This window comes from Corynebacterium aquatimens (assembly GCF_030408395.1).
Classification (GTDB): Bacteria; Actinomycetota; Actinomycetes; order Mycobacteriales; family Mycobacteriaceae; genus Corynebacterium; species Corynebacterium aquatimens.
This window is the reverse complement of record NZ_CP046980.1, coordinates 692,613-704,833: the sequence shown is the minus strand read 5'-3', so window position 1 is coordinate 704,833 and position 12,221 is coordinate 692,613. Positions and strand designations below refer to the sequence as shown.

9 protein-coding genes are annotated in these 12,221 nt (G+C 59.4%); 4 read left to right on the top strand and 5 right to left on the bottom strand.

Going from position 1 to position 12,221, the window contains the following annotated elements:
- Window positions 1-58 precede the first annotated feature (58 nt).
- Window positions 59-1,930, bottom strand: coding sequence for an AMP-dependent synthetase/ligase (locus tag CAQUA_RS03230; RefSeq protein ID WP_196824543.1), 1,872 nt, complete (start codon window positions 1,928-1,930; stop codon window positions 59-61).
- 485 nt (window positions 1,931-2,415) lie between these two features.
- The gene (locus tag CAQUA_RS03225; RefSeq protein ID WP_196824544.1) at window positions 2,416-4,278 is read right to left on the bottom strand and encodes an AMP-dependent synthetase/ligase; all 1,863 of its coding nucleotides are present in this window, start codon (window positions 4,276-4,278) and stop codon (window positions 2,416-2,418) included.
- Window positions 4,279-4,342: 64 nt separating this feature from the next.
- Between CAQUA_RS03225 and malQ the strand changes: the two genes are divergently transcribed.
- Window positions 4,343-6,568, top strand: a complete 2,226-nt coding sequence (gene malQ / locus CAQUA_RS03220) for a 4-alpha-glucanotransferase (protein WP_196824545.1) — start codon at window positions 4,343-4,345, stop codon at window positions 6,566-6,568.
- 37 nt (window positions 6,569-6,605) lie between these two features.
- Here the strand turns inward: malQ and CAQUA_RS03215 are convergent, their stop codons facing one another.
- Window positions 6,606-6,746 (bottom strand): hypothetical protein, encoded by a 141-nt coding sequence (locus CAQUA_RS03215; protein WP_196824546.1) that lies wholly within the window; start codon window positions 6,744-6,746, stop codon window positions 6,606-6,608.
- A gap of 6 nt (window positions 6,747-6,752) precedes the next feature.
- Complete coding sequence (locus tag CAQUA_RS03210) at window positions 6,753-7,061, bottom strand: hypothetical protein (RefSeq protein ID WP_196824547.1); 309 nt, start codon at window positions 7,059-7,061, stop codon at window positions 6,753-6,755.
- Window positions 7,062-7,133: 72 nt separating this feature from the next.
- On the opposite strand from CAQUA_RS03210, the gene CAQUA_RS03205 reads away from it, so the two are divergent.
- On the top strand, window positions 7,134-8,435 hold the full coding sequence (locus CAQUA_RS03205; RefSeq protein ID WP_196824548.1) for a carboxylesterase family protein: 1,302 nt from the start codon (window positions 7,134-7,136) through the stop codon (window positions 8,433-8,435).
- On the opposite strand, the gene CAQUA_RS03200 is transcribed toward CAQUA_RS03205, so the two are convergent.
- Complete coding sequence (locus CAQUA_RS03200; protein ID WP_196824549.1) at window positions 8,432-8,986, bottom strand: hypothetical protein; 555 nt, start codon at window positions 8,984-8,986, stop codon at window positions 8,432-8,434. The two genes, CAQUA_RS03205 and CAQUA_RS03200, sit on opposite strands and share 4 nt — an antisense overlap.
- A gap of 192 nt (window positions 8,987-9,178) precedes the next feature.
- Here CAQUA_RS03200 and CAQUA_RS03195 point away from each other — a divergent pair, with 192 nt between their 5' ends.
- Window positions 9,179-11,023 (top strand): ABC transporter ATP-binding protein, encoded by a 1,845-nt coding sequence (locus tag CAQUA_RS03195; protein WP_196824550.1) that lies wholly within the window; start codon window positions 9,179-9,181, stop codon window positions 11,021-11,023.
- Window positions 11,024-11,080: 57 nt separating this feature from the next.
- Window positions 11,081-12,220 carry a MalY/PatB family protein gene (locus CAQUA_RS03190; RefSeq protein WP_196824551.1) on the top strand — a complete coding sequence of 380 codons (1,140 nt, stop codon included), beginning with the start codon at window positions 11,081-11,083 and terminating at the stop codon, window positions 12,218-12,220.
- Window position 12,221 lies beyond the last annotated feature (1 nt).

The following is a 12,221-nucleotide window of genomic DNA, read 5'->3' as shown; positions in this document are numbered from 1 at the left end:
CAGCCGTTCACAGGAATTTGTACGGCACGCCGGGAAGCGTGCCAGATCCACCCACAAGTTAGGGCTGCGGGTAGAGCTTGCGCATTTCCGCGTCAAAGTTCTGCAGCACAATCGGGCGCTTGACCTTGAGCGTTGCAGTCAGCTCACCATCCTCTTCGGTGAGATCGCGCGGCAGAATACGGAATTTCTTGATCGCTTCGGCGTTGCTCACAATCTTGTTTGCAACGTTGATCGCGTCCTGGATCTCACCGCGCAAATTCGGGTCTTCCGCGAGCTTCGACACCGGCACGTCCTTGGAAATTCCGCGCTTTTCTTTCCACCGCGCAAGCTCCTCCTCGTTGAGCGTGATCAAAACGCCAATGAATTGTTTGCCGTCGCCGACCACCACCGCTTGGGAAATCAGCGGGTCAAGGCGTAGCTGCTCCTCGAGTGGCTGCGGCGCAACGTTCTTTCCGCCAGACGTCACCAAGATGTCCTTCTTGCGCCCGGTGATCGTCACAAAGCCTTCATCATCAATCTCACCCAGGTCACCCGTGTGGAAGAAACCATCGCGAATGACATCGGCGGTAGCTTCCTCATTGCGCCAATAACCCCCGAAGATTCCCTCTGACTTGAGGCAAATTTCGCCCTCCTCGGTCACCTTTGCTTCGTACCCCAGCATGGGCTTTCCAACGGACCCGATCTTGGTGTCTTTATCAAAGTTCACCGTGGCCGCGGACGTCGTTTCGGTCAGACCGTACCCCTCGTAGACAGGCAGCCCGATTCCGCGGAAGAAGTGCCCCAGTGGCGCGCCCAGCGCGGACGCCCCCGTAATCGCGTAGGTCACTTCGCCGCCGAGCCCATCGCGGATCTTGGAATACACCAGCTTGTCAAAAAGCGCTCGCCTGAGCTTCAGGCTTATCGACGGTCCCCGGCCACCGTTACGTTTCTTTTCTAGAGCCTCGGAGTAGGCAACCGCGGTTTTCTCTGCTGCTGCGAAGATCGCGGCACCGATAGCGGAACCGTCCGAGGCTTTCCGGTACGCAGCATCACGGACTTTTTCGTAGACGCGCGGCACACCAACGACCATGTTGGGTTTGACGCGCTGGAATTCCATGGCGATCGTGGACACGTCGGACCAGTGGGACTGCGTCGTACCGCTGAGCGCACCCATCAGGTGCAGGGAACGCGCCAAAACGTGGGCCATCGGCAGGTAGGTCACCATCCGCGAACCGGGTCCAGAGATTTTTCCGATCGGGTGCTTCATCATTGCGCGGACCTGGAAGATCCAGTTGAGATGGGTAATGATGCAGCCTTTGGATTTCCCAGTGGTGCCTGAGGTGTAGACCAACGATGCGATGTCTGAATGCGAAATGGAGGCAATTCGCTGATCCAACTCGGCATCACTCACGTCGCGCCCCGCGGCTTTGAGCGCATCAATCGCGGGTTCTTCAACTCCTTGCACGGCGTTGAACTTCAACACCTTGCGCAGCTGCGAGGGCGAATCGGACAGATGCGGCACGCCGCTGCTATCCAGCACCATGTGCTCAAACAGAACAGCATGCTCATATGTTTCAGCAATCGCCAGGACTGCCCCGGAGTCCTCAACGATCCACTGCACCTGATCCAAAGAACTCGTCGGATAGATCGGCACCAGGATTCCTCCGGCCGCCATGACCGCGAAATCTGTCACCGCCCACTCATAGCGCGCCCCGGAAAGTAACGCCACGCGGTCGTTCTTCTCCAGCCCCATCGCGATCAATCCCTTGGCCACCTCACGCACTTCGGCCACGAATTCATCCGCGCGGACATCAGTCCAGCCATACCCCTCCGGCCGGGAGAACAGAATCCATTCCGGGTGCTTCCTGGCGGTTTCCACCAAAGCCGAGTAGCAGTTTTCCTCAGGCGCAACCGTAAATCCCGCCTCCACCTTGTATGTTGATCGAACCATCGGAACTTCTCCCTCTCTTTACTGCCAATCGATCGCTCCCGCGCTCCCGAGCCCGAAGCCAAGCACACTCAAGCACTCTCAAGCGCTCATCCGAGCCCTCAAGCACTCCCAGGAACCCTGAAGTGACTACTTTTGCAATCCAAAATACTTACTTCGCCCTCCTTTCGTGAGAAATTTCACAATTTTCCCCGTTTTCCCCGTTTTTCCCTCACCCCCAGACGACAAGTGTCGAGCCGTCGATTCCAGGTGTCGAGCCGTTGAGCAAATCGACGTCCCTCAACACACAAAACCCCAGGTCGCGTGCGACCTAAAAACCGACGGCTCGACACCTGGAACCGACGGCTCGACACCTAGCTTGTGCAAGCAAGGTGCGCGAGCAAAAACGCGAACAAAAAACGCGAGCAGAATGCGCGAGCAAATGATGGCAGCAAAAAAGACCGGAACGCGACGTGGCGTTCCGGTCTTTGGGTGCGACGGGCTGGGCGCTAGCGGTACAGACGATCGATCTGCTTTGAGAAGTGCTCTTGCACCACGTTGCGCTTGACCTTCAGGGTCGGGGTGATCTCGCCTTCTTCCTCGCTGAGGTCGCGGGGAAGAACACGGAACTTCTTGATTTGCTCGGCGTTGCTCACGGTCTGGTTCGCTTCGTTGACCGCGAACTGGATTTCCGTGCGCAGATCGGCGCTCTTCTTGATCAGCTCGGACACGGCCATGTCCTCTGGAATGTTGTTGGTCTTCTTCCAGCGGCGCAGCTCGTCTTCGTCGAGAGTGATCAGGACGGTGACGTACTTCTTGTCGTCGCCGATGATGATTGCCTGGGAGATCAGCGGGTGGGAGCGCAGGATGTCTTCCATCGGTCCCGGGGAGATGTTCTTTCCGCCGGCGGTGACGATGAGGTCCTTCTTGCGGCCGGTAATGGTGACGTATCCCTCTTCATCCACCGTGCCCAAGTCGCCGGTGTGGAACCATCCGTCCTTGATAGCTTCGGCGGTTGCTTCTGGGTTGTTCCAGTAGCCAAGGAACACGCCATCGCCCTTGAAGCAGATCTCACCGTCATCGGCGATTTTGACCGAGTAACCGTTGTTCGGGCGACCGACGGTTCCGATCTTGGTGTGACCCGGGCAGTTCACGGCAGCCGCAGCAGCGGTTTCGGTCAGGCCGTAGCCCTCGTAGATAGGCAAGCCGAGGCCACGGAAGAAGTGCAGCAAGTTGGTCGAAATGGCCGAACCACCAGAAATGGCGAACTCAGCGTGGTTACCCATTGCTTCACGCAGCTTGGAGTACACGAGCTTGTCAAAGAGTGCGCGGCGTGCCTTGAGCACCACGCCTGGGCCCTTATCGGTGTCGAGCGCCTTAGAGTACTCAATAGCGGTCTTCTCCGCTTCGAGGAACACACGCGCGCTAAACGACGATCCGTCGGCAGCCTTGTTGTATGCACCGTCGCGCACCTTCTCAAAGATGCGGGGCACGCCCAGAATCATCTGAGGCTGGAAGCGCTGAAACGCCAGCGGAATCGTCGACGTGTTGGACCAGTGCGCCTGGTGGCCAGCGCCCAGTGCCCAGGCAAGCTCCACCGAACGGGCAAGAACGTGCGCCAGCGGAAGGACCGTCATGTACCGGGCGCCCGGGTGGGTGTTAGCAATGCTGCCGATCGGGTTGGTCAAAAGCGCCATCGCTTGGTGCGCCCAAACGAGGTGGGTCAGGATGCAACCCTTCGGCTTACCGGTAGTACCGGAGGTGTAGACCAACGATGCGAGGTCATCGTGCTTGATGGCCTTGATTCGCTCATCGATAATCGCGTCGTCGACGTCCTTCCCGTCGTCGATAAGCGTCTCGATTGCTCCCTTAGAGAAAGAGAGCACGCGCTGTAGCTGTGTCGGCGAATCGTAGAGCGGCGCGTGGCCATTCTCACCGACAACCAGGTTGGTGAACAGCGACTGGTTCGCGCCCTCATCGGCGATCGCGAGCTTCGCGCCGGAGTCTTCCACGATCCACTGCACCTGGCTTGCCGACGACGAGGGGTAGATCGGCACGCTCGCTGCGCCGGCAGCCCAGATTGCGAAGTCCATCACTGTCCATTCAAAGCTGGACTCAGCCATGAGGGCAACGCGGTCGTTTTGCTCGATGCCATTAGCAACGATGCCCTTGGCAACGTCACGGATCAACTGAGCGAACTCCTTGCCCGTCACCTCCTTCCAGTCGAAGGCCTCCGGGTGCGAAAGGAATGGGCGATCGGGAAATTCCTCGCACTTTCTCAGCGTGATCGTCAGACAGTTGTCTTCAGGAGCAAGTGTGAATCCGGCGGGGGTGGTGTACGGCTCGGTTGCAAGTGAGGTTGTTTCAGACACAACTCTAAGATTACGCCTCACCTTCTCAAGCGGTTCATTGGTGTCTTTGGCACAATGGCGTTCTGTGACGAACTCGGACCTGCTGACCGACCTAGCGCTGGCCTACGGGTTAAGCACCTCCTACCGCGGCTCTTACGGGGACTTGGTTTCCCCTCCCCGTGAGTCCTTTATCCAGCTCCTTCAGGCGCTCGATGTTCCGCTGCCGGATGAGCCTACGCAAGAGGACTTAACGGAGGCTTTGGATGCATGGCGGACCCAGTGGGCAACGCGCCCGCTGCCCCCAGTTGTCGTTGCCCGCGAAGGAGTCGAGCACCGCTTCACGGTGCACGTCCCGGAAGGCCGCCCCGCCAACGTGTGGGTGACCTTGGAGGACGGCAGCGTTTCAGAGACTTACCAAGATGAGAACTGGGACCCGCCAGCGTCTGACGGTGAGACCACGTACGGCGGAGCCACGTTCCACATCCGCGGTGATCTTCCGTTAGGCTGGCACACGATCCACCTTGAATCCGATGGTGTAGAACACACCTGCACCCTGGTGATCACGCCGGAGTACCTGCACACCACCAACGAACTTCTGGCCGAGCCGTGCTGGGGAGTCATGGCTCAGCTGTACTCCGTGCGCAGTGAGCAGTCATGGGGCATCGGTGACTTTCACGATCTTGGGGCGCTGGCTGAAACAGTGGCGAAGCAGGGTGCGGACTACCTGCTGATTAACCCTGTGCATGCGGCGGAGCCGATCCCTCCGATCGAGGATTCGCCCTACCTGCCAACCTCGCGCCGATTCATCAACCCCATCTACATTGCGGTGGAGGACGTCGAGGAGTTCGCCCAACTCGATGAGGAGACGAGGGAAGCCGCTGACGATTTGATTGCGGAGCTCAAGGCCACGAACCGCTCGAGCGACTTCATCGACCGCGATTTGATTTATGAGATCAAGCTCGCCGTTTTGCAGGAGCTCTACGACATCTTCCTGAAATCCGGCGAGTCTACCGCGCGCTACGAGGAATTCGAGGCGTTCATCGCGGAAGAAGGCGAAGGGCTCGTGAACTTTGCGCACTGGTGCGCACGCGTGGAACTGACCCGCCGCGCCGAGTTCGACGCGGCCATTTCGGAGATGGCCGCAGATAACGCTGCCGATGATGTCGATGATGCCGCTGGCCCGCGCGACGAGATCATTCACATTAACCCGCAGCACGAGGAAGAACTCGCGCGCTTCTACATGTGGCTGCAGTTCCTCGCTGATTCACAGCGCAAAGACGCCCACGACAAGGCGATCGCGGCTGGGATGCGCATCGGCATCATGACGGACCTCGCGGTGGGTGTCCACCCTGGTGGGGCGGATGCGTTCACCTTGAAAGACGTTCTGGTCCAAGGGGCATCGGTCGGTGCACCGCCGGACCAGTACAGCCAGCATGGCCAAGATTGGTCGCAGCCGCCGTGGAACCCGTTTGCACTGGCGGAGACGGGCTACCGTCCGTGGCGCGATTTGTTGCGCACTGTTCTGCGCAACTCCGGCGGCATCCGCGTCGACCACATTCTGGGCTTGTTCCGCCTGTTCTGGATCCCGCGTTACGGCTCACCTCTCGAGGGCGCGTACATGAACTACGACCACGAGGCGATGCTGGGCATCCTTGCTCTGGAAGCGGAGCGCGCCGGTGCAGTCGTGGTCGGTGAGGATCTGGGAACCTTCGAGCCATGGGTCCAAGATGCCCTGCGTCAGCGCGGCATCTTAGGCACTTCCGTGCTGTGGTTCGAAACCTCGCCGCCGGACGACGGTCCCAAGACCCAGCTGGAATACCGCAATCTGAGCCTAAGCTCCGTGGGAACGCACGACCTACCGCCAACCGCCGGCTACTTGCTGGGCGCGCACAACGAGTTGCGCGATTCCCTAGGTATCGTTGATGACTCCTTCGAGGAGCTCGACGCGAAGGATGTTGCCTGGCAGGCTGATGTCTTAAACACCGTGCGTGACTCCGGGGCATTCGCGGGCACGATGCTCAACAACATCATTTTCGATGGTCTTGGGCGCGACCAGCGCGGCGACGTCAATGACATCGTGGTGGGACTGACGTCCTTCATCGCCAACACTCGCTCAGCACTCACCTGTACCAACTTGGTGGACATGGTGGGCGACCGCCGGATTCAGAACCAGCCCGGCACCAACGCGGAGCAGTACAAGAACTGGTGCGTCCCACTCACCGACGCCGAAGGCACAGCGGTCCTCATCGAAGATCTCGAGGGCATCGAGCTCTTCCACCGGATGTCCGAGGCATCCAAGCGGTCTTCGTAGCGTCCCGCGGCGACTACGGTCACCAGCGTAAATGTGCCTACAGCAGGCCCGCGACACCCGCAATGACCACGAGCGCTAAAAGAACCCACAGCGCTTGCGTGACCCGGGACTTCGGGTACTTGCGCTTGCGCTTCGGCAGCTGTTGATCTTGCTTCCGCAATTCCTCGGGGTTGGCCATGGCTCGTTAGTCTAACTCAGCGCGTGGTTTCGGCGTTACGTCGTCGGTGTCATTGACCACCCACCGCACAGAGCCGCGTGCGACGGTGCCAGGCATTGCCCCAGTTCCTGTGCCAGAACCTCTATCCCCTTCAGTCGGGGCCGGGACTGCGGCGCGGGAATCGTCGATAAGCGTGTGCGTGCGCCCAGTGCGTGCCGCGACCCAATCTGTGCTCCGCAGCATGAGAAGGGCGATGACAAACGCAATGGGCACCGCGATCAGCAAGACAATGGGAAGCTGAAACCACGGGCTGAGCTGCGTAAACCAATCCAGCATTGCGCTCCTTTCCGCACTTGTGAAACGTCGATTCTAAAACTGCTTTTGATTCTAAAGCTAAGGTTTAAAACTATGACCGTTAGTGAATCCCCCGTGGAGGTCACCTGTCCAGCCGGCACTATCATTGGGGTGGCCGATGAAGACGTGGCACGCTTTCATTCCATCGCTTACTCGCGTATTCCGGCGCCGTTTAGTGATGCGGAGCCCGCACCGCAGGGCATGCTTATCGACGCCACGGTGGAGCGACCCGACGACATAGCGTTGTCGATCACCACGCCTTTAGGCGCGAAAGATGTCGATGACCTTCCCGTCATCGTGCATGTTCACGGCGGCCGGTTTGAGATGGGCGACCATACCGATCCCGCGGCCCCGGGGGATGCTTTGGCGCGGCAAGGGGTAATCCTGGTCAAAGTCGGTTACCGCCTGATGCTGGAGGGCTTGGCCCAATTCCACGACGATCCACCGGCGCATTTCCGCGCGGTGAATGATGTGGCCACGGCACTGACGTGGGTGCAACGCAACATCGAAGCCTTCGGCGGCGACCCCACGAATGTGACACTGTCCGGGCAATCCGCGGGCGCCGCAGTGGTGTTGTGGCTGATGCGCAAGGACCACTACAAGGGCGAATTTCGACGCGCATTAGCGCTCTCCCCTGCTTTCCCACGTTTGTCCTACAACCAGCGCAAATCCGTGATCAGGGCAGGCGCCGGAATACCGCTTACGCGCAAAGCGCTTAACGACGCGGCAGCAACGCGCTCAGGGCAGAAGAAAATTCGACGAGGATACAGCGCTGTCCGCCGCCGCTACTTCACTGACATGGCGCTGGGGCCCGCCCCACTTGACCCAGCTGAAATGGCAGAGGTCGACCTAGTCATCTCCTCACTGAGCGAAGAAATGTATGAGGCGGCGGCCAAACGCGACCGGGCCAATATGGCACGGTTCGACATGATCCTGCCCGGCTTCATCATGGGGCTGAAACCAGACCACTACGTGCGGTTTTTCAAAGTTTTGAAAGCCCGCAACCCGAAACACATTCTTGGTGAATTCTTCTCCGCGAACCTGATCCGCCGGTGGGTTGACATGATCAGCCTCAACGCCCCTGGACGAGTGTGGCAGGCGGAACTCGTTGGCGACGGCGTGGTGAAGCCCTACCACTGCGCGGATCTGGCACCGCTGTTTGCGGGCGAAGGATACGCACAAGGCGAGGGCCTCAACGCCTGGTTGGTCACGTACGCTCGCACCGGCGAACCCGGCTGGGAACCATATTCCGACCACCACAACGCGCTGCGCGTGGACCTGTCCGGTAAGAACCCGGAGCTCGTTCGCGAACCGCTGGCCTATCTGCGCGAGGCCTTTTCGTTGAAGTGGGACTAGTTGTTCAGGTTGCCGTTGAAGCGGACATTGCCGATACGGAACTGGGCTTCGCTCAAGTTACCGGGGCTGACGTCGAAAGCGTAGTGCAGGTTTGTCGTCGCACCCGCACCCAATGGCATGTCCAGCCCGTCGTTCTGCAGGCCTGATTGTTCCCCGCGCAGCCTCTCAGCTTTGATGCCGTTGTTGTACGTCAGCTGCGGTTCCCCTAAGGCATCCTTCGGCATCGGAATGTCGGAGTGGTTCTTTACCGCGATGGTGACAATCGAGCCGCCTGTCTGTGAATAACTGGTGCCCTGCCACTTGTAGGAGACGTCCATGCCTGGGTCTTCGACAACCTCGCCAGCAATTTTGTCGCTGGTTTTGATCGGCACGTCATCCGAGCGCCACTCGTGTTTTTCTTCATCCTCACCAGCCGCGGCGGTCGTGGGAATGATCGTGCCCGCTTGGTCGACGTCGCCTTCTTCCTCACCGCACGCCACGAGCCCGAAGGAGCTGGCGGCAAGGATAGATGCGGCCGCGATGGCTGGGCTAATGCGAGACCGGGTGGGCATGAAGTGACTCCTGCAACGTGAAACGAATCTAAAGCGGGCGTGAACGGACTCAACGTGTTCGATTCCGATTGTGTCCGAAGCTTTCTTTACTTTACAAGCAGGCACGGCGAAAACGCCCAGATGTGTACATTGTTGATCTAGTCACAACCTGATTTTCACACTCACCCGCAAACGATTCCGCTGGAGGAAGACGTGCAACCGCTCATTCGAGTTCTCCGCAGCGCATCCGCGCTGTGGCCCTACTACCTAGGCATTGTGCTGATCTCTTCGGTCACTGCAGCCTTAAGTTTGGTCTCCCCATTCATTCTGCGGGAAGCCACCAACACGATCGTGGACGCGGTCAGGGACGGCGGTGAATCCGCGACTGATGCTCTCACCACGATCTGCTGGCTCGCTCTCGCGCTGTTTGCTGCCCAGTCTCTGGACACGGTCATGCGCAACATCGGTGGGTATTTGGGCGACGTTGTCTCCGCCAGGATCCGCCAGGTACTGTCCACCCGCTACTTTGCCAAGCTGCTTTCCCTGCCCCAGAAATACTTCGATGGACAGATCACGGGAACGATCATCGCTCGGCTGGATCGTTCCATCATGAACATCACGCAGACGGTGCAAAGCTTTTCCAACACGTTGTTGCCAATGCTTCTGCAGGTGGTAGCAATCCTTGGAATCACGGCATACTTCTACTGGCCTTTGGCCGTCTTACTGGTTTTGCTCTTCCCCATTTACCTCGTTCTGACCGCCTTGACGTCCAAGCGCTGGCAGAAGTTTGAAAAGGACAAGAACCAGGAAATCGACCTTGCCAACGGGCGATTCGCTGAGGTCGTAGGCCAGGTGAAGGTGACCAAGTCCTTCGTTGCGGAAACCCGCGAACTGAGTGAATTCGGTGGCCACTACGGAAACACCGTTGCTCTTACTAGGCCCCAAACGCGCTGGTGGCACTCCATGGATTTCGCCCGCGGCATGGCCATGAACTTGATCTTCTTCGGCATTTACCTATTGCTGTTCCGGGAGACAGTCACGGGCCGATTCACCATCGGTGACATGGTGATGTTGGTGCAGCTGGTCACCATGACCCAGATGCCCGTCCAGATGATGAGTTGGTTAGTCGATTCAGCGCAACGCGCCGTGGCTGGGTCGCGTGATTATTTCAAGGTCATGGACGAGCCGATCGAAGAATCCGCTAACAGCCAAGTGGTAGCAGCGACTGCGGCATCCGATGTCCCGGACCTGGACACAACCGCGGTCCCGGCACTTCCCAAGGCTGAGCCGATGGTGCGATTCGACGATGTCACCTTTGCGTACAACGAAGGCGAGCCGGTTCTCACAGACGTGTCTTTTACCGCCCGGCACGGGGAAAAGATTGCGCTAGTGGGCGAATCGGGCGGGGGTAAATCCACGCTGGTTAACCTCCTGCTTGGCCTTTACCCGATCGAGGACGGCCGTCTCACCGTGTGCGGGACTGACATCGCCTCCGCTGACATTGAACGCGTACGCGCCTCCGTGGGCGTGGTTTTCCAGGAGCCCGCGCTCTTTTCCGGCACGATCCGCGAGAACATCGCCTACGGCAAACCCGATGCAACAGCAGAAGAAATCACCCAGGTGGCCAAGCGCGCCAACGCGCACGACTTCATTTCCGGTTTTACCGACGGCTACGACACCGTGATCGGCGAACGCGGGCTGCGCCTGTCCGGCGGTCAGAAACAACGCGTCGCTGTTGCACGCGCGATGCTCAAAGACGCTCCGGTGCTGGTGCTCGATGAAGCAACATCAGCGCTGGACACGAAGTCCGAACGCGCGGTTCAAGCAGGCCTTGATGAGTTGATGAAGGACCGCACGACGATCATGATTGCCCACCGCTTATCGACGATCGCGGGCGTGGACACCATCATCACCTTCAAAGACGGCCGGATCGACGAAATCGGTTCACCCGCCGAACTGGCAACGTCAGGCGGCATTTACTCAGAGCTTTTAGCGCTCACCGCTTCGTCTTCCGCCGCCGACCGCAAACGCTTAAAGGCATTCGGTTTCAAGTCGTAGCCTGCGGGCACCGACTTAACGCACCATCGGTGCGGGAAGAGGGCGTAAGTTGGTGCCATGCAGTTTCCGGATTTGAACACGCTCCGCCGTCGCGGAACGCGAAAGTGGACGCAATACCCCGACGACGTGTTGCCGCTCTGGGTCGCCGAAAGTGACTTTCCTACCGCGGCGCCCGTGAAGGCCGCTATTTTAGACGCCGTTGAGCGCGAAACCCTTGGCTATACGCCGGCGTTCCACGCGCTTGGGGAGGCGCTGAGTGATTTCCACGGCCGTCGCTACGGCTGGGCGCCAGATCCAGAAAAAGTGTTCCCCGTCGCTGATGTGGTCCGCGGAATGCTGCTGGGGGTTGAGTACTTCACCGCGCCCGACTCCCCCGTCGTCGTGCCGGTTCCCGCTTACCCACCGTTTTTGGAGATCCCGGCCACCGCGGGCCGCGAAATGATCGAGGTCGGTGCCGAAAACGGGCTCGACATGATGGAAATTGACGCCGCGTTCAAAAACGGTGCTGGCTCTATTCTGTTGGCCGCACCGAACAATCCGTGGGGCTACACCTACGACGAGGAGGAGCTCGCCCAATTGTGCGCGATCGCGGACAAGTACGGGGCGCGCGTTCTTGTAGACGAAATTCACGCCCCGATCGTTTACGAAGGCCGGCACGTCTGCGCAGCTGGGGTCAATGACACCGCGGCACGGGTGTGCCTAACGGTGACGGCCACATCGAAGGCGTGGAACATCGCGGGCCTAAAGTGCGCCCAGATGATCTTCAGCAACGATGAAGACGTCCAAACCTGGAAATCACTCACCGGCGTGGCCAAGGACGGGACCGGCACGCTGGGTATCATCGCCGCGGAAGCTTGCTACCGCCACGGGGAGGGAGCCCTGGACGCCCAGGTGGAACAGCTGAAGGCTAACCGCGATTGGTTGGCTACCGCCCTGCCCGAGGCGATCCCAGGCATTGGCTTCCGGGTGCCGGAAGCGACCTACCTTCTTTTCTTGGATTTCTCCAACACAGCTATCGGGGACAATGAGAAACCTGCGTCCTGGCTGCGCACTCACGCAAAGGTCGCGCTGAACGAAGGCGTGACGTTTGGATCGGGTGGAGCACACCATGCCCGGCTGAACTTTGCCACGAGCCCGCAGATCCTCGAAATGGCGGTGGACCGAATCGCACAGGCAGTTGCCAGCCAGCGCCGGTAGC

Excerpts from the sequence above, each read along its gene's own strand:
- CAQUA_RS03215 (WP_196824546.1), bottom strand. The coding sequence starts at position 6,746 with ATGGCCAACCCCGAGGAATTGCGGAAGCAAGATCAACAGCTGCCGAAG.
- CAQUA_RS03230 (WP_196824543.1), bottom strand. The coding sequence starts at position 1,930 with ATGGTTCGATCAACATACAAGGTGGAGGCGGGATTTACGGTTGCGCCT.
- CAQUA_RS03190 (WP_196824551.1), top strand. The coding sequence starts at position 11,081 with ATGCAGTTTCCGGATTTGAACACGCTCCGCCGTCGCGGAACGCGAAAG.
- CAQUA_RS03205 (WP_196824548.1), top strand. The coding sequence starts at position 7,134 with ATGACCGTTAGTGAATCCCCCGTGGAGGTCACCTGTCCAGCCGGCACT.
- CAQUA_RS03200 (WP_196824549.1), bottom strand. The coding sequence starts at position 8,986 with ATGCCCACCCGGTCTCGCATTAGCCCAGCCATCGCGGCCGCATCTATC.
- CAQUA_RS03210 (WP_196824547.1), bottom strand. The coding sequence starts at position 7,061 with ATGCTGGATTGGTTTACGCAGCTCAGCCCGTGGTTTCAGCTTCCCATT.